The 17,472-nt window shown below is 45.8% G+C and carries 15 protein-coding genes; 7 read left to right on the top strand and 8 right to left on the bottom strand.

Annotated elements, in window-relative coordinates; all coding sequences use genetic code 11:
* Positions 1-2 precede the first annotated feature (2 nt).
* Positions 3-2,813 carry a protein kinase domain-containing protein gene (locus tag AABA75_RS14225; protein ID WP_338293270.1) on the top strand — a complete coding sequence of 937 codons (2,811 nt, stop codon included), beginning with the start codon at positions 3-5 and terminating at the stop codon, positions 2,811-2,813.
* A gap of 830 nt (positions 2,814-3,643) precedes the next feature.
* Positions 3,644-5,197 (top strand): metallophosphoesterase, encoded by a 1,554-nt coding sequence (locus AABA75_RS14220; RefSeq protein WP_338293269.1) that lies wholly within the window; start codon positions 3,644-3,646, stop codon positions 5,195-5,197.
* Between the two features lie 183 nt (positions 5,198-5,380).
* Here the strand turns inward: AABA75_RS14220 and AABA75_RS14215 are convergent, their stop codons facing one another.
* Positions 5,381-5,659 carry a helix-turn-helix transcriptional regulator gene (locus AABA75_RS14215; protein WP_338293268.1) on the bottom strand — a complete coding sequence of 93 codons (279 nt, stop codon included), beginning with the start codon at positions 5,657-5,659 and terminating at the stop codon, positions 5,381-5,383.
* Between the two features lie 213 nt (positions 5,660-5,872).
* Positions 5,873-6,517, bottom strand: coding sequence for an endonuclease (locus tag AABA75_RS14210; RefSeq protein WP_338293267.1), 645 nt, complete (start codon positions 6,515-6,517; stop codon positions 5,873-5,875).
* A 275-nt stretch (positions 6,518-6,792) separates the two neighbouring features.
* On the opposite strand from AABA75_RS14210, the gene pnp reads away from it, so the two are divergent.
* The 5 genes from pnp to AABA75_RS14185 all read left to right on the top strand — a co-directional run bounded on the left by pnp (position 6,793) and on the right by AABA75_RS14185 (position 12,217).
* Positions 6,793-8,925, top strand: coding sequence for a polyribonucleotide nucleotidyltransferase (gene pnp / locus AABA75_RS14205; protein WP_338293266.1), 2,133 nt, complete (start codon positions 6,793-6,795; stop codon positions 8,923-8,925).
* 81 nt (positions 8,926-9,006) lie between these two features.
* Positions 9,007-9,306, top strand: a complete 300-nt coding sequence (locus AABA75_RS14200) for a DUF1244 domain-containing protein (RefSeq protein WP_338293265.1) — start codon at positions 9,007-9,009, stop codon at positions 9,304-9,306.
* A 13-nt stretch (positions 9,307-9,319) separates the two neighbouring features.
* Entirely contained in the window at positions 9,320-10,225 is a 906-nt protein-coding gene (nlpI, locus tag AABA75_RS14195; RefSeq protein ID WP_338293264.1) for a lipoprotein NlpI, read from the top strand.
* Positions 10,226-10,299: 74 nt separating this feature from the next.
* A complete protein-coding gene (locus tag AABA75_RS14190) occupies positions 10,300-11,682 on the top strand; it encodes a hypothetical protein (protein WP_338293263.1) in 1,383 nt (460 codons plus the stop codon).
* Positions 11,683-11,758: 76 nt separating this feature from the next.
* Complete coding sequence (locus tag AABA75_RS14185; protein ID WP_338293262.1) at positions 11,759-12,217, top strand: acyl-CoA thioesterase; 459 nt, start codon at positions 11,759-11,761, stop codon at positions 12,215-12,217.
* A gap of 65 nt (positions 12,218-12,282) precedes the next feature.
* Here the strand turns inward: AABA75_RS14185 and lipA are convergent, their stop codons facing one another.
* The 6 genes from lipA to mltB form a co-directional block, all read right to left on the bottom strand.
* Positions 12,283-13,245 carry a lipoyl synthase gene (gene lipA / locus AABA75_RS14180; protein WP_338293261.1) on the bottom strand — a complete coding sequence of 321 codons (963 nt, stop codon included), beginning with the start codon at positions 13,243-13,245 and terminating at the stop codon, positions 12,283-12,285.
* On the bottom strand, positions 13,238-13,873 hold the full coding sequence (lipB, locus tag AABA75_RS14175; protein ID WP_338293260.1) for a lipoyl(octanoyl) transferase LipB: 636 nt from the start codon (positions 13,871-13,873) through the stop codon (positions 13,238-13,240). Before lipB ends, lipA begins: the two co-directional genes overlap by 8 nt.
* 4 nt (positions 13,874-13,877) lie before the next feature.
* Complete coding sequence (ybeD, locus tag AABA75_RS14170) at positions 13,878-14,141, bottom strand: DUF493 family protein YbeD (protein WP_338293259.1); 264 nt, start codon at positions 14,139-14,141, stop codon at positions 13,878-13,880.
* A 151-nt stretch (positions 14,142-14,292) separates the two neighbouring features.
* Positions 14,293-15,465 carry a serine hydrolase gene (locus tag AABA75_RS14165; RefSeq protein WP_338293258.1) on the bottom strand — a complete coding sequence of 391 codons (1,173 nt, stop codon included), beginning with the start codon at positions 15,463-15,465 and terminating at the stop codon, positions 14,293-14,295.
* 129 nt (positions 15,466-15,594) lie between these two features.
* Positions 15,595-16,392, bottom strand: coding sequence for a septal ring lytic transglycosylase RlpA family protein (locus AABA75_RS14160; protein WP_338293257.1), 798 nt, complete (start codon positions 16,390-16,392; stop codon positions 15,595-15,597).
* A 4-nt stretch (positions 16,393-16,396) separates the two neighbouring features.
* The gene (gene mltB / locus AABA75_RS14155; RefSeq protein ID WP_338293256.1) at positions 16,397-17,425 is read right to left on the bottom strand and encodes a lytic murein transglycosylase B; all 1,029 of its coding nucleotides are present in this window, start codon (positions 17,423-17,425) and stop codon (positions 16,397-16,399) included.
* Positions 17,426-17,472: the final 47 nt, after the last annotated feature.

Raw genomic sequence — 17,472 nt, 5'->3', positions numbered from 1 at the left:
GCGTGCACATTACGGACGATAAAAAAGACCTTGCCCATCACTTCTCTGCACTACTGGATATGGGGGAGGCAGCGCAGCAGGCTTACCTTGAACACCTCTCATCCGATGCCGATAGCGCAGCCCTTTCCCGCCAGCTGCGCCTGATGCTTAAGGCCGATGATGGCAAAGACTTCGATACGCTTATCAATAATCAGGTGACGAAACTCACCGGCGATGATGCACTGGAGAATTTATCCGGTGAGACGATAGGGGCGTTTACCCTGAAACAGGTGATTGGGCGCGGTGGTATGGGCATCGTGTATGAGGCTCATCGCAGTGACGGCGTGTTTGAGCAGCGGGTGGCGATAAAGTTTGTGTACCCCAGTGTGACGGCGCTGTCGGGACGGGAGACGGTGTTTTTTGAAGCGCGTTGTCTGGGTCAGCTGGCCCATCACCACATTGTGAGTATTCTGGATGCCGGGCAGTTACCGTCGGGCGCCTGTTACTTTGTGATGGAGTTTATCGAAGGGGTATCCATTGATAAGTATTGCAAAGAGAAGCAGCTGTCTGCACATCGCATTGTTGATTTGGTAATAACGCTGTGCACCGCCATCGAAGCGGCGCACCATATCAATATCGTGCACAGCGATATCAAACCCAACAACGTGGTGGTCGACCATCAGGGTCAGGTTAAGGTGCTGGATTTTGGTATTGCGAAGATACTGGATGAGTCCATCAGTGACCCGCGGGACGGCGCAAAGATAAAAGGCTCCACAAAACAGTTTGCCGCCCCTGAGCAGCTAAATCATGATGCCGTGTCGTTTGTGGCAGATGTGTATGCCCTGGGCGCACTGCTTGAGTATCTGATTCAGGATACCCATTCGTCATTAAATAATACGCAACACCGTGAGCTATTGCACATCATCAGCCTGTGCAAACAGGACAAGCCCGAACAGCGTTATCAAAGCGTTGCTGCGCTCAGGCAGGAACTTGAGAACTGGCGTGATAACCGTGTGTTGAGTTTTCAGGCGCGGTATTCGTTACCGTCCTTTTGGAAGTTAATGCAACGAAATGTCTGGCAGTCGGTACTGGCGGTAATGTTAGTGGTAACGTTACCCGTCATTTCCATATACCAATACCAGTTAAGTGTGCAACAGGCACAATCAGCAGAAGTGGAAAAACATCTTTCTTCGTTTATTCGTTACACCGACCCCGCCATAGCCCAACAACCCATGTCGACCTCAGTGCAGATGCTGACGGATACCTTTGATGAGGTGCTGGGCTCCGACATTCTCACCCAGGCAAGCCAGCACCGCATTATCGGCGATATCTTCGAGAGTCTGATTGGATTGGGAGAGTATCGAAAAGTCAGAGACCTCAGTGAGCGCGAGGAATTCCAAACAGTCATGGACATTGATCCGACACAGGAGTTTGCCCTGACCCGGTATCTGATTGATAACGATATCAGTGATGCGCGTTTTACCGAGTCGTATGCCCGATATAACCGCATTATGGATAATTATCCCGATATGGGAGAGCGTGAAAAACTGCTTTTAGGCGTATCAGTTTCACGAGCGCTACGAGAGGCTTTGGGCGATGAAGGCCTTGAGCTATGGCGGGGAATTAATCAGACATTCCATAAAAACTCAGAACTTTTTTCGGAGCAGGAGCACCTTGCTAACAGGGTCAGTGAAATTAGACATACCTATAGTGCCCTGTACCGACGTATCGAAATTGAGGAAGATGAACGTGCAGTCACTGACTCTGAGAAAAAAAGGCTTCTCCTGTCTGTCAACGAACTGCTGGCGTCTGTCCCTTTAACGCATCCATCATATGCACAACTTATTCTTATTGTGTACAGAGTTGCAGATCTCCTCGGACAAAATTCGGGCGACTACGTTGTAAATTTAAAATCTGCCATTAATGAAATTGCCAATATTTTCGGGCGCAATCACCCTATAACGATTGATGGGTTAACAAAACTTGCAAGGGCACAATACGAAAACGGGCTTTTTGCGGATGCTTTGGCTAATTCTCAGAATGCATATATTAGCGCATCTAACATCGGTTACTTCGGCACTGGCGCGTTATGGTATTACTATTCCCAAGCTTTATATGCCTTGGGGTTTCGGGAAGAATCAATCAGCATAGCTCAAGAAGCGTTAACATTGGGCTACAAAAACAATAGTAACAATGCAGAGCTTTATGAATATCAGTTTGACTTAGTTTGGAATTCCTTAGAGTTTACACCCGAAGATTCTTACTCAATACTTGAATCATTAAATGCTTGGTTAAGTGACCTTGGCGAGGATGATCTTGGCAAATATGATCTCAAGGCTGAAAAACTATTTGTTAGCGTAACATTGCTGTCACTGAAGGGACAATTTGATAATAGTGTAAATGCCTTTAGCAAGCATATAGACGACATCAATGACACAAGGCTTTGGTCAATGGATGTGGTTTGGGAGTACCTTTACCGAAAACAAGGAAACTATGCAAAAAGCATAGAGTATTCCAAAAGACAGACAGGTTTGCATACAGTGGCTGATATTTTGTTTCATCAAAACGGCCTTTATCAAGACACCTATCTATGGCAAGCCCAGGCATTAGCAGAGTTAGGCCGCAAGGAAGAAGCCGCTGAGCTATTACAGATTTGCTTTGACTTTAGTTACCAGCTTCGCGCGGAGGCAGATAATTTCTGGCTGCAGGTGGTGGCCACTATAAGTGATTATTATCAGCTGCCGCTGGATACCTATGAACTGGATGTGCCGCTTATCGATAATAGTTTCTTACTGACAGGCGGTGAGCAGCCGATATTCGGTCAGGGGGAGTAGGGATCTCATCAATAATTGGTTTACTGTGCTCACACAATGCTTTATTGCGTCTTTTGCGTTGCCAAATTGAAAATCTCACAAGGCTTCCTGTTCCCTTAGCTTAAGGTTAAAAGTTTTGTTCACAAGCCATTATCCAGCACATCAGGCTGGATTTTCTTTTTTTCTCCTCAAAAAATTTATAAAAATATTTACGGTATTTTTTAACCAGTATGAATCTGGCGAGGCGCAATAGTGCCAGTTAGTGTTGAATAACAAGTTCTGTGCTTGTGTAAGCAGTTTTGGAGCTGACAATGCTGACAGGATTGCTTATCAAGCCTGCCAGAACAACAATAGTGGTGAGGTTATTGAAATGTCTAAAACGGGTTAAGATGTGTCAGATAGAGGGGACTTCAATGCCACCTCTACAATTGATTGAGAAGATGTTCCGACTTTGCAGGTATTCTAGACGGTTGTTCGAAGCGAATGGGCGTGCGTAAATTAACCGAAAAATGACTCGTCATGATTGCAAAGCTTCTGCAATATGACTCACTACCTGTGACACTAAATAACAGTGTTCAATATATTAACAGGAATAATGAGGATGAAATTAGTGTTGTTGTCTAATTAGTTTTTTCGCATCCAAATATGACACAGTAAATTCTTATTGGGAGATGTTGGCGGTGAGGGAAATTGCTTCTGCGAATTACACGCCTTATTCATTACCAAGTGGACGAAAACATCACTAAATCGCACTGCTTGGTCAAAACAAAAATTAGCATCCGAGAAAAAAACTTCGCTCTTGGGCTCATCTGCTGCTATACCTTGTTGAAACACAACAGCAAGGGAACTCCATGCACAACAACTCACGCCGACATCATATTAAACCTCGACTTATTCCCGCAATCACGCTTCTTTTCGCTGCGTTGGCATCTATGCATGCCTCTGCAACTGTCGCTAGTTATGGCAGTTATGTGATTTTAGGTGAGGCGCCTTCTGGCGATAATATTGCCATCGCCCGCACGGTAATCGATACCAATCAAACCTGTCCGACAGTATCAGAGGTGGTAGGGGGTTCTGATATCAGCATGATTTCCCGAGACAACCCTAACCATTTCAGTGTGTTAGTGTGCGAAGCCTTAATTGAGTTTGATAAAAGCTACCAAATTAACTTTGCTTCCGGTGCTGTGCTATTGCCAATGGCCAAATCCAATCCAGAAAACATTCTGGTATACGGTGATACTGGCTGCAGCCATTGTGCTGCGGGTACTGCGGCTGAACCCTTTAAAACTCTGGCTGATGCCGGGGCTGCAAAAAATGCTGATTTAGTCTTGCATATGGGAGATTACAACTATCGCGGTACGTCTGGAAAAACCTTCTTTTCAAGTTATCAGGACGGCAAGTGGCAGCAATTGGAGGAATATACCTATGATGCCGGAGATGGTGAATCGCTGGGAGAACATTGTGGTCAAGTACCGGGGCAACCTTTCCTGAGTCAATCTGCCAGCAATTCAAATCGTCCTGATATCTGGGAAAACTGGCAGGACGATTTATTTTTGCCGGCCGATAGCTTGATGACAAGTGCGCCGTGGATTGTGGCGCGGGGTAATCATGAATTGTGCAGTCGGGCAGGGCCAGGCTATTTTTATTTTTTAGACCACAATACCCGCCTGACGGGCAGTAAACAATTGAGTTGCCCCATCCCTGACGCCGGAAAAGATGCTGAACACAATACGGTGCAAATCCCCAATTATGTGGTGAGTTTTGAGCATCTGGATATAGCGGTAATTGATTCTGCCAATGCTTGTGACAATTCCAGTCAATCTCCATTCACCAAAAAGTACAAAAAAGTATTCAGCGAACTGGAGAGTGCCGTCGGGGAGAATCCGGCCTGGCTGATGACCCATCGTCCGATATACGGTGTTGAGAAGCCGGGATCGCAAGCGGTTCCCTGTACCAGCAAAAATGACTTTAGTTGTATTAACCAGATGATGCAGGCTGCCCTGAAACAACTGAAGTCAAAAAGCTTACCTGCTGCGGTGGAGCTGATTTTCACAGGTCACATGCATCGCTTTGAAAGCGTTAGTTTTCCAGGTAGTAAAAGAGCACCTAATATAGTCGTGGGCTCCAGTGGCGTGAGCCTGTCTTCCGGAGCACCATATGGCGCCAATACAACAGAGGTTGATGGTGAAAAAGCGTTGGTGCTAAGTACTTCAAACAGCCTGACACTCAATGGTGTACAATATCCCTCTTTTGGTTACATGTCGGTGTCTGTGGCTGAGGATGGCTCATGGCAGAGTGAGTTGCTCAATCCTGAGATCCCTGAAGTTATTGTTACCTGTAACAGTGAACAAAAGCTCGGCTCTGGTGTTTGCGAACTGGGGAAAGGCATTTCAGTAGAGCATTAAGCAAAGGCAATCGGTTTTCTAATTTTAGAAATACCTAAAATGGTATTGTGCGCGATTTTTATCGCCTGTCAGGTGAAAGGAAAAGCCGAAGAATCGCGCTGTAGCCGATTTAATAGTGCTGGCTAAATAAATGTTGCGAGTTGAGAATAGTTGGTGACGCTGCGTTACCAGAAGGAAGCAATATTACAGCTCTAATTCAAGTTCCGAGGCAATGCTGAAGTATTCGCAGATAGCTAAAGCAAAGTGCTTTTTTGTTAAAGGAGAGGCTTTTTCACTGCAAACCCGGAACCAGCGTTGCAGCAGTGAAAGTTCGAGAGATCGCAGACTTGCGGGCTTACCCTTTTCAATGTGCAAAACTGTCTCGCGACTGACACCCAGTTGCTGAGCAAGATCCTTTTGGTACAAGCCTGCTTCTTTTCTCAGTGCCTTTAAAATACCAGTATTGAAATTGCTTGCTTCCATGAACCGCTTTCCTGTCTTGTCTTGTGAACGCATCAATATTGAAATGACACTAAGTCATGAGTGTGGATGAAAATATATATTAAAAATATGGATATCTATCCACGAGTGTCGATATTAATTGAACGATAATTATTCTTACTAGTCAATTACTTAAATGTAACTGAGGTGGTTCTCGGTTCATTTTTGGGTCTGGTATTACCAGTGGATATCAATTCATTTTCCGCGTGATTTTAAAGCAGGCCCGAAAAAGCTGTCAGCGTAGTCAGGTTTGTTTATAAAAGGGTTTTCATTGCCTTGAATAGCTTTGATTTTTTCGTTGCGCCAGCGTTCTTCGCTGTTTACCGGATAGGTCTTATGCCACTGCATCATGAGTGGCAATTGCTCATAGTCTGGCATGCGATAGCGCCACATCATGTAAAGCATGGAACGGGCGATTTCGCCTTTAGCATAGTCTCTCGGCTCTACGCCTCTGGGGTAGGTTATAAAGTTACAATCACTCTTTTTACCCTGCGATTCGTCACCATCAAAAAATACATAGTGTTTGCGCATGTCCAGAATTTTTTCTTCGACGGGCCATAGGTTGTGAAGATCGGCAGCGGCGTCTTTGTAACGCGCGTAATTGCATTGCGCCTCAGATGGACACTCCATGGCATTGGCCATCCAGGAGAGGGGGTAGGCATGAGTTACTACCGAATTTTGTTGTCCGGTTTTGTGAATGGCACAGTATAAGGTGTGATATTTCTCATTGTAGAGCTGCTGCCAGAAAACGGTTTCTCTGATATGGACGTATTTGGCAAGGTTGGCAGAACTTAATACTGGAAAAAGCGTGATGATGAGCAAAAAAAGAGTTTTAAACATAATATGCAGCGCCTTGGATAACAGTTTGCGCTTCTTAGCCGCCAATTGTCGTTAAATCGTAACAGGCCAGGCCTATTTTCGAAAGTGATCTGCAGGGTACAACAGTGGATATAGCATCGGTTGTGAAGTTCATTTGAGCTTTGTTACGAAAACGTGAAAGCAAATGTCAAATAAAAAAGGCGTTTGATTGGTTTTTTGACTGTTTTTAATGCACAACAGTAGCTATACTGTGCGCCGCAAAATGAAAGTAAAAGTAAGAAAATAAAGGATACATTGTGACTCCTATTACAAAGACCTTCCAATATGGAAAACATACAGTAACACTGGAAACGGGTGTTATTGCTCGTCAGGCCACTGCGGCAGTTATGGCTAGCATGGATGACACGGCAGTTTTAGTAACTGTTGTAGGTAAAAAAGATGCGAAACCTGATCAGGATTTTTTCCCATTAACAGTAAACTATCAGGAAAAAACGTATGCCGCTGGTAAAATCCCAGGTGGCTTTTTCAAGCGTGAGGGAAGACCTTCTGAAAACGAAACCCTTACTGCTCGCTTAATCGACCGTCCTATTCGTCCTCTGTTCCCGGACGGTTTTAAAAACGAAGTACAAGTTATCGTTACCGTGGTTTCTGCAAACCCGGAAATCCCTACTGACATCATCTCGTTGATCGGTACATCTGCTGCGCTAGCCATTTCTGGTATCCCATTTAATGGCCCACTGGGTGCGGCGCGTGTTGGTTATCAAGACAATCAATATGTATTGAACACGCTGGCGTCTGAGCAAGAAAACAGCCAACTTGACCTGGTTGTTGCTGGTACGTCTAACGCAGTACTGATGGTAGAATCTGAAGCTGACATCCTCTCTGAAGAAGTGATGCTTGGTGCGGTAATGTATGGTCACCAGGAGATGCAAGCTGTAATCAATGCGGTAAACGAATTCGCAGCTGAAGTTAACACGCCTGCATGGGATTGGCAGCCTCCGGCAGAAAATACCGACCTTAAAGACAAAATCAAAGCGGCCGCTGGTGCTGAAATGGAAGCGGCTTATCAGATTTCTGACAAGCTTGAGCGTAAAGCGGCGGTTGATGCGGCAACTGACAAAGCGGCTACAGCCTTGTTAGAAGCTGATGAAGAACTGGAAGAAAAAGAAGTTCGCGATTTATTGCACGAACTGGAAAGTGACGTTGTTCGCTCTCGCATCCTTGCAGGTGAGCCGCGTATCGATGGCCGTGATCCACAAATGATCCGTGCTCTTGACGTGTCAACTGGTATCTTACCTAGAACTCACGGTTCAGCTTTGTTCACTCGTGGTGAAACGCAGGCTATCGTTGCTGCTACCTTAGGTACTGAGCGCGACGCACAAATGATTGATGAGTTGAGTGGTGTTACTAACAGCCGCTTCATGTTGCACTATAACTTCCCTCCTTACTGTGTTGGTGAAACAGGTATGGTGGGTTCGCCTAAGCGTCGTGAGATTGGTCACGGTCGTCTTGCTAAGCGTGGTATCCAGGCTGTTATGCCAAGTGCCGAAGACTTCCCCTATGTAGTGCGCGTTGTATCGGAAATTACTGAGTCTAACGGTTCTTCTTCTATGGCATCTGTTTGTGGTACGTCATTGGCATTGATGGATGCGGGTGTACCAATTAAAGCTTCTGTAGCTGGTATTGCCATGGGTCTGGTAAAAGGTGATGAGAACTTTGTTGTTCTGTCTGACATCTTGGGTGATGAAGATCACTTGGGCGACATGGACTTTAAAGTAGCGGGTACGTCTAACGGTATCACTGCATTGCAGATGGATATCAAGATTGAAGGTATCACGCAAGAAATTATGCAGATCGCGCTAAAGCAAGCTAAAGAAGCCAGATTGCACATCTTGGGTGTAATGGACGAGGCTATCGGTGGTCACAGAACTGAAATGTCTGAATTTGCTCCACGCATTTATACTCTGAAGATTGACCAGGACAAGATCCGCGATGTTATCGGTAAAGGTGGTGCTACTATTCGCCAGATCACCGAAGAATCTGAGTGTAATATCGAAATCGAAGACGATGGTTCTATCAAGATCTTCGCCACTGAATTGGCTAAAGCTGAAAAAGCTATCGCTCGTATTGAAGCAATTACCGCTGACATCGAAGTAGGTAAGGTTTACAACGGTAAAGTAACGCGCATCGTTGACTTTGGTGCTTTTGTTGAGGTATTGCCGGGTAAAGAAGGTCTGGTACACATTTCACAAATCGCTCACGAGAGAGTAAACAAGGTTGCTGATTACCTGAGTGAAGGTCAGATGGTAGACGTTAAGGTCATGGAAATTGATCGCCAGAATCGCGTTCGTTTGAGCATCAAAGAGCTGATTGAAAAGCCACAGGCTGAAGAAGCGAAGCCAGCTGCTGAAGAATCAGACGCTGAGTAAATAAAGCTAAGAGCTTGACTTGAAGTGGGAGCTAACGCTCCCATTTTTGTTTGTATTGTATTAATGCCCGGATTTTTCCAAATGGATAAACCAACTCAAGATAAGATTGAAGCCAAGGTCTTCAGACAATTAATTCAGCATCTGGATAATCACAAAGAAGTGCAGAACATTGATTTAATGATTCTGGCGGATTTTTGTCGAAATTGCCTGTCAAAATGGTATGTTAAAGCCTCAGCAGAAGAGGGCGTAGAGCTGGACTATGAGCAAGCAAGGGAAATTGTCTACGGAATGCCGTATTCAGAATGGAAAGATAAACATCAACTTCCTGCGACACCAGAGCAGATGGCCGCGTTTGAAGCGCGACAAGATAAAAAAGGGTGAGATTCCACAATTAATGAAAAGTAAATTTTCATCTATAAAAGTGAGTGTGCTGTTAGCACTTTCTCTTCTCAGTGGCTGTGCCGCCAACAATACCGTGGTGGAAAATGGTGAGTCGCGCAAACAAATGGGCAATTTGTTGTTGGCAGAGCCTGCCCCTGCTAGCTACAGAAGTCAGATGGCGCTGGCCAGATTAAATCAGGTACTGGCGGAAGTTGAGCAGATCACCGACGAGCAAAAAGCTGAGTTGCTCTATCAGCGAGGTACTTTGTACGACAGCGTGGGTTTGCGTGGGCTGGCGCAATACGATTTTGACAGTGCCCTGAAGTTTAAACCCGACATGGCCGAAGCCCATAATTTTATGGGGATTCACTACACCCAAAACGGCGACTTTCTACAAGCATATGATGCGTTTGATTCTACCTTGGAGATTCAACCTGATCATGATTTTGCGTTACTCAATCGCGGTATTGCTTTGTATTACGGTGGTCGTCCTGAGTTAGCCATAGAGGATCTGACCCGTTTCTATCAAAAAGATACTCGTGATCCATACCGGGCTCTGTGGCAATACATCATTGCCAGTGAATTGAACGAGCTGCAAGCCCAAGAAACACTGCGCAAGGCACGGGCTCAGTTAAGCAATGAAAACTGGGCCACACAAATTGTCGATTTTTATCTGGGAGAGATCAGCGAAAATCAGCTGTTATCCGGGCTGGTTAATGGTGTTACTTCGCAAGAACAACTCACCGATAGATTGTGTGAAGCCTATTTTTATCTGGGGAAATATCACTCGGCAAATGAACGGTTTGGTAAAGCTTCGAACTATTTTAAGCTAACATTGAGTACTAATGTGTACCAATATGTAGAACATCGCTACGCTCGATTGGAATTGAACTTGCTTCGAGACCAAGACGTTAATTGACATGAGATAAACTCGCTATCGCCAGGTTAATAATACTTCTCAAGGCTAAAGCTTATCTGGTTTTGGCCTTTTTAATGTGTTCGCTGTTACAAGCCTCTTACTGTGGTTATATACCTAGATTAGAAGCTTGGGCGGAGCAAGACATCGCGCCTGAAATTCACTTGTTTGCGGCTACAGAGCGAGGCTCTGCAGAAGCAGCACAACGTTTACATAAGTTAGCTGAGTCGCAACAGAATCTGCATTGGATACGGTTGTTGGCTGACAAGGGGTTTGCCGAAGCTCACTACTATCTTGCCATGCAAACCGATAGCCCGGCCCAAAAGCGCCGACATTTGATGGCTGCCGCGGAAAAACACCACCTGGAAGCGCTGTTTGAGTTGGGCATTCACGATAATTCTCCCGATTCTAAAGTGTATTTTCTGGAGCAGGCTGCCCAGCTTGACTATTTCCCTGCGCAGCAAGCCCTGTATCAATGGTATTGGTTTCATGAAGATTACAAGTCAGCCTTGCCTTGGTTGCGTAAGGTGGCGCAACAAGACGGTAATGCCGCGCTGACACTGGCGTTACATCTGTGGCGCACTGGCAAGCGCGAAATGGCGAAACGCAGTTTCAAGAGCGCCCAAACACTTGGCAGTGAAGAGGCCTCACAATACTTGAATTTGATTACCCGCTATTGGCAGAAGCAGGAAAGTCACTCTACACCAGCCCCTCAATGTGCCATGCAGTTACAGTTTGTGGCCACCTCCCTGGATAGCATGAAACAGGCACATGATTTTTATCAGCGCTTTGCTGATGATACGGAATTGAGCACACTACCAATATGCCTCAATACGCCAGTGTGGGTGGAACAGCCAGAATTTCAGTGCCAGAATAGGGCAAGCAACAATTACCGTATTGAATGTCCGTTATTTGTATTGGATGAAATCTTTGAGCCCGACAGCTTTACTCACCTGACTGTATTCACCAGGCAAGGAAAAGCCAATGTGGTTAATGGTGTTATGTATCTTGACCTGGCGGACAAATACACGGTTTTTGTGCATGAATTAGCGCACTTTGTAGGCTTTGTAGACGAATATCCGTTGAGTGATGAGTTTGCTCATTATTATTGTGATGGCCAGCAGGAGTTTCCCAATTTAGTTGTGTTGCCAGAGGGTAACTCAGTAGAGTCGTTAAACCTTGAGTATTGGCAGGGCTTTGACGCGGACATCGCCTTGTCTCGTGCCAGTACCTGTAGAAATCATAGTGCTCAAGCCTATAAATTATCGGGCAGGATGACTTTTATGGAGTTTCACGATACGGGCTATATTCCCGATATCTACAAAGCCATTTGGCGCGAACGCTTATTATCGAGAGAGCATGTTCGCCCCGCAGCGATTAATATCGCTCAGTCTCTTGAAGAGATTGGTAATGTTCCTGCTGCACAAAAGTGGTGGCAACAATACAACAACTGGCGTTAAGTTTTTGTCTTGAGTCATTGCCCTGAGGCGCTTTCTAACCAATACTGAAAGTAGAATTTGTTAAAGAGTAGGGCGGATGTTACACAAGCGCGAAATAGACTTTCGATTTTTGGCAGAGCCCACTGATGTAAATTTCGGTGGTAAAGTCCATGGTGGCATGGTGATGAAATGGCTGGACCAGGCGGGGTACGCCTGTGCTTCGCAGTGGAGTGGCAGTTATTGTGTCACTGTGTCTGTAGGTGGGATCCGCTTTAAAAAACCCATACTAGTGGGGCAGAAGGTGGTACTGAATGCCAAAGTGGTACACACGGGCAAAACCAGCATGCATATCTTTATCACGGTGAATGCAGGCGATCCGAAAGAGCTCAATTTGCAGGAAACTTGCACCTGTATTATTTCTTTTGTAGCGGTGGATGATGATGGTGCGCCCGTCGAGGTGGACCATTGGGAGCCGATTACGGAAGAAGATAAACTACTGGAGCAATTCGCTATTCACGCTAAAGAGTTTTCCCAACGACTTCAGGCTGAGCTTTAGCTTGTGAGAAGAGCTTTCGTTTGTGAGATTATCGGAGCCTGCGAGCGCAGACTCCGTTTGTAGGGTTATTTTACCTCTTCACCCGCTGCTTGTTTGTCAGCGTGGTAGCTGGAGCGTACCAGTGGACCGCAAGCCGCATGTAAAAATCCGAGTTCATCCGCTTTGTCTTTCAATGCATTAAACTCATCAGGGTGTACATAGCGTTTAACCGGGTAGTGGTGCTTGCTAGGCTGTAAGTATTGACCCAAGGTGAGCATGTCCACATCGTGGGCTCGTAAGTCTGCCAGTACCGTTTCGATCTCTTCGATTTCTTCACCCATACCCATCATTAAGCCTGATTTGGTGGCTACATCAGGGTGTTGCGCTTTGAATTTCTTCAATAGATCTAACGACCATTGATAATTCGCCCCGGGGCGACACTCTCGGTACAAACGTGGAATAGTTTCCAGGTTGTGATTGAATACATCAGGCACACCGTTTTTAAAGATTTCCAAGGCTCTGTCCATGCGGCCTCTGAAATCCGGTACCAACACCTCAATCTTAGTGTTGGGGCTGTGCTCTCTGATGGCGTTAATACAATCCACAAAGTGCTGAGCGCCTCCATCGCGCAGATCATCTCTGTCTACAGAGGTGATCACCACGTACTTCAATTGCATTTCAGCAATGGTTTTAGCCAGTTTAATGGGTTCTTCTGCGCTGGGTGGTAGGGGTTTGCCGTGGGCCACGTCGCAGAAGGGGCAACGTCGGGTGCAGATATCACCCAGTATCATAAATGTAGCTGTACCGTGATTGAAACACTCTGCCAGGTTTGGGCAGCTGGCTTCTTCACACACTGAATGCAGTTTATTTTTTCTCAGGGTTTTTTTTATGTTTTCGATGCGGTCAGTGGTTCTGGGCAGCTTTATCTTGATCCACTCAGGCTTGCGCAGCATCTCCGCTTTTTCAGTGGGAATAATAGTGATGGGAATGTGTTTTACTTTTTCATCATCGCGCAGCTTAACCCCTGCTGCTGGTTTTGCATTACTCATTGAAACCTTCTTTATAACTGAATTCCTGAATACCTGTCAGGGCACAAAATTCTTCTACAATCATTCTTCCGGCAGTTTGCAGTTCGGAAACCGCACCTAAACGGGCGCTGTCAATCATTTCCAGCCCCTGATAACCACACGGATTAATACGTTGAAATGGCGCTAAATCCATATTGACATTAAATGCCAGACCGTGAAAGGAGCAGCCTTTTCTGATGCGCAAACCCACCGAACAAACTTTTTGTTCATTGACATAAACACCGGGTGCATCAGCTTTGGCATAGGCTTCTACGTTGTTTTTCGCCAAGGTGTTCACAATGCATTGTTCCAGCGCTGTAACCAGTTCTCGGACGCCGGTTTTTAAACGTCGGATATCCAGCAAGATATACATCATTTGCTGCCCTGGTCCGTGGTAGGTTACCTGTCCACCACGGTCTACCTGTACTACCGGAATATCGCCGGGGGCCAGGATATGCTCTGCTTTTCCCGCTTGACCTTGTGTAAAAACGGGATTGTGCTCCACCAACCAGATCTCATCGGGCGTGTCTTTGTCACGTTTATCGGTAAAAGACTGCATGGCATTCCAGATAGGGATGTAGTCCTGTCTGCCAAGTTCACGGATTATCATAGATTTACAGTACTACCTTTACCAGTTCCAGAGCACCTAGTTCGGTGTAAATGGTTTCCATGTGTTCCTTACTGGTAACACGTACACTAACGGAAACTGAGTGGTAGTTGCCTTTTGAGCTGGGTTTAATAGTTGGGTTGTAATCGCCGGGTGCCAGTTTCTGTAAACAGGTAATCACATCCAAAGGCAATTGCTCACCAGCAACACCCATAACTTTAAACGTCTGGTTGCAAGGAAATTCTAATAGTTCATCGAAACGTGTATCCATGACTTCAACTCTAAAACTTTAATTAATTGGTGGATTATACCTGATACTAGTGGTGGAGTGGTATATTGAGAAGCTATATCTCAGAGCGATGTTGCCCCGTTTGGGGCAACATAACTGTAAACTTGAGTTGCTAGAGAATCAGTTGCGGGGGTTAGTCTTCCATGCCTATTTTGAGTTTAACAAAGTCCATCATGCGACTAAAGAAACCACCTTCTGCAACAGATTGAAGCGTTACCAGGGGGTATTCTGCGATATCTTCACCTTCCAGTTGCAGATAGAGGGTGCCCACAACTTCGCCTTTTTCCAGTGGCGCTTCCAGTTTCTCGTTCAGTTCGAAGTTGGCTTGCAAGTTTTTGCGCTGACCACGAGGGATGGTGATAGGCGTATTTACCGTTATGCCCAAATCAACGGTTTCTCTGTCGCCCATATAAATGCGATGGGAGACAAAGCTTTCACCGGCAGTGTAGGGGATAACTGTTTCATAAAAGCGGAAGCCATATTTAAGCAGTTTTTTATTCTCTACTTTACGCGCTCTTTCACTCTCGGTACCCATAACCACGCTGATCAGACGCATGTTGTCCTGCGTACCTGAAGTGATCAAACTGTAGCCAGCATCTGAGGTGTAGCCAGTTTTGATACCGTCGACACTCATGCTGCGATCCCACAACAGGCTATTGCGGTTGTATTGCTTAATACCGTTGTAGGTGAACTCTTTTACTGAATAATACTTATAGGCATCAGGTACGTCTCTGATCAGTGCGGCTGCAAGTAAAGACATATCGCGAGGCGAAGTATAATGGCTCTCATCGTGTAAGCCGTGAGAGTTAACGAAATTGGTGGTGCTCATACCTAGTTTGGCGGCGTAAGAATTCATCATGGTGGCAAATGCTGATTCGCTACCGGCGATATGCTCAGCCATGGCGACACAAGCGTCGTTACCGCTTTGTACAACGATACCATGGATCAAGTCTTCAACAGATACCTCTGTGCCTACTTCAATGAACATCTTAGAGGAATCAGGGAAGTTCTTAGCCCAGGCATTTTCGGATATGGTGACCATATCGTTTAATTGAATATTACCGGCGTTAAGCTCCTGGCCAATCACATACAAGGTCATCATTTTGGTTAAACTGGCCGGGTTTAGTCTGATATCCGCATTTTGCTCGGAAATAACGTGTCCGGTGGTAAAGTCCAGTAAAATATGGCCTTGGGCATTCACCTCTGGCGGTGGCGGCACTATAACAGCTGCAATAGTGTTTGAGATGGCGCTAACCGAAAGCGCAACAGCTGCAATAAAAGAAAAAAGTTTCTTGTTTTTAGTCATTTTCGATCCGACTTATCTGTGTTGAAAACTGAGTCTCTTCCCTGAAGACTATGCAAACCCGCGGTAATATAACAGATACACGGGGTGTAATGAAAAACCAATCGTTAAATTTTATGTGGTGTTAGCGCTTCATTCATTTTGTATTAATTTAAAGGCTTCGTGAAAGCCAGAACTGCGCAGATCCTGCAATAATTTTTCAGAATCGATATCACCGCTTAAGGGACCCAGGCGCAGGCGGAAAATGCCGTCTGCTTCTGGTGTATAAGTAGGTACCTGGTAAAGCTGTGCAAGGCCCTTAGCCAATTCATTGGCCCTTTGTTCATCGGCTAGTGCGGCTACCTGAATGAAAGTGCCATTGTTACCTTCTTCTGATTCAGGTTTTACCTCTTCCCGGCCTATGGTGACCGTACCGTTTTTATCTACGTGGATCACCTCTAATTTAACACGGGCGGTACCGGTTTTAAGAATATCCAGCTTGCGGGCTGCAGCCCAAGAGAGGTCAATGACCCTGTTATTGTGGAAAGGGCCACGGTCGTTAACTCTGACAATGGTAGATTTGTTATTGTCAGTGTTGGTGACTCTTACAAAAGAGGGCAGCGGTAAAGTTTTGTGGGCCGCTGTCAGCTCGTACATATTGTAAATTTCACCATTGGCGGTCAGGTGACCGTGAAATTTTTGGCCATACCAGGAAGCTTCCCCTTCGGCTTCGTAACCTTTGCCTTCAGACATGGGGAAGTAGTGTTTGCCTAATACAGTATAGGGGCGACTGTTGGCTTCTTTGTATTCCACATATTGAGGCTCAGCCGCGTTGAGATTCACTTCCACCGGAACATGTCGCGGTGCAGAATCGTGTTTTTGACTATAGCGACCGGAAGACACACAGCCACTTAGCGCAACAATGATTGTCAGAATCCATAGCCGAGTCATGATCTTACCTCTGCATTACCGCTTTGAGTTGCTCACTGAATTGATATACCACCATGGCGTAAAGTGGGCTGTGGTTGTAGCGTGTGATCACATAAAAATTGTCCAGTACCAGCCAGTATTCTTCACCTTCTTCCAACTCCAGAGCGAGCAGTTTGGCGGGGGTTGAGCCTGATAATGAGAGTTCTGTGTCTTTCAACATTACGCCGGCATCCGACAATTCTTGCCAGGTGTGCTTAATGGCGAGATCGGAATCAAGCAATTCCATTGCTGCTTTATCGGTAATCGAGGCTCGGTATGCCACAGGTTGCCCTGCGCGCCATTTGTGTAACTTGAAGTAATTAGCCACACTGCCGATGGCATCTACCGGGTTATTCATCAGATCGCGTTTACCATCGCCATCAAAGTCTATTGCGTAGTGCCGGTAGCTGGAGCTAATGAACTGTCCCCAGCCCATGGCACCTGCATAAGAGCCCATAGCCGCTTGGGGATCCCACTTTTCTTCCTGAACAAGTTTCAGATATTGCCCCAGTTCCTTTTTGAAAAATTTGGAACGAGGTGGATAATAAAAACCTAGCGAGTATAGCGAGTCCAACACAGAGTATTTACCCGTGTAGGAGCCATAGAAGGTTTCTACCCCTATAATGGCCACTATAATATGAGCAGGCACACCTAATTCAGCTTCGGCCCGTTCCAGTGTTTCACGGTGTTTCTGCCAGAAGGCGGTGCCTCGCTCAAGGCGCTTTTCGGTCAGAAAAATAGGATGATATTGGTACCAGGGTTTGGCTTCCCATGGTCGGGCAATCGCTTCAAGTACCTGACTATTTTTTTTAGCCTGGTTGACTGTGCTGCGCACAAACTCAGGATCTAAGCCGTACTCCTGTACGGTAGAGTTGATAAATGCTTCTACCTTTTTCTGGGTTTCAGCATCTCTTGGTTCAGCTTCTTGAGCCAATGTAGACGGAGCTGTAGATAGACATACACAGCTGAGCAGTGCAATGAGATATTGCCTGCTGGAATTTTTTAGCGCACACATGCCAATAGCCTCTTTTTATTGGGACTTTATTATTGTTGTTGTCCCGA

The organism is Planctobacterium marinum (assembly GCF_036322805.1).
GTDB lineage: Bacteria > Pseudomonadota > Gammaproteobacteria > Enterobacterales > Alteromonadaceae > Planctobacterium > Planctobacterium marinum_A.
The sequence above is the reverse complement of the archived record's forward strand: the minus strand, read 5'-3'. Positions and strand labels throughout refer to the sequence as shown.

Bases quoted from the DNA above. Each gene is read 5' to 3' on its own strand.
- AABA75_RS14190 (WP_338293263.1), top strand. From the start codon at position 10,300: ATGTGTTCGCTGTTACAAGCCTCTTACTGTGGTTATATACCTAGATTA.
- mltB (WP_338293256.1), bottom strand. From the start codon at position 17,425: ATGTGTGCGCTAAAAAATTCCAGCAGGCAATATCTCATTGCACTGCTC.
- lipA (WP_338293261.1), bottom strand. From the start codon at position 13,245: ATGAGTAATGCAAAACCAGCAGCAGGGGTTAAGCTGCGCGATGATGAA.
- lipB (WP_338293260.1), bottom strand. From the start codon at position 13,873: ATGATAATCCGTGAACTTGGCAGACAGGACTACATCCCTATCTGGAAT.
- AABA75_RS14215 (WP_338293268.1), bottom strand. From the start codon at position 5,659: ATGGAAGCAAGCAATTTCAATACTGGTATTTTAAAGGCACTGAGAAAA.
- AABA75_RS14160 (WP_338293257.1), bottom strand. From the start codon at position 16,392: ATGACTCGGCTATGGATTCTGACAATCATTGTTGCGCTAAGTGGCTGT.
- AABA75_RS14200 (WP_338293265.1), top strand. From the start codon at position 9,007: ATGGATAAACCAACTCAAGATAAGATTGAAGCCAAGGTCTTCAGACAA.
- nlpI (WP_338293264.1), top strand. From the start codon at position 9,320: ATGAAAAGTAAATTTTCATCTATAAAAGTGAGTGTGCTGTTAGCACTT.
- AABA75_RS14220 (WP_338293269.1), top strand. From the start codon at position 3,644: ATGCACAACAACTCACGCCGACATCATATTAAACCTCGACTTATTCCC.
- AABA75_RS14165 (WP_338293258.1), bottom strand. From the start codon at position 15,465: ATGACTAAAAACAAGAAACTTTTTTCTTTTATTGCAGCTGTTGCGCTT.
- AABA75_RS14210 (WP_338293267.1), bottom strand. From the start codon at position 6,517: ATGTTTAAAACTCTTTTTTTGCTCATCATCACGCTTTTTCCAGTATTA.
- ybeD (WP_338293259.1), bottom strand. From the start codon at position 14,141: ATGGATACACGTTTCGATGAACTATTAGAATTTCCTTGCAACCAGACG.
- AABA75_RS14185 (WP_338293262.1), top strand. From the start codon at position 11,759: ATGTTACACAAGCGCGAAATAGACTTTCGATTTTTGGCAGAGCCCACT.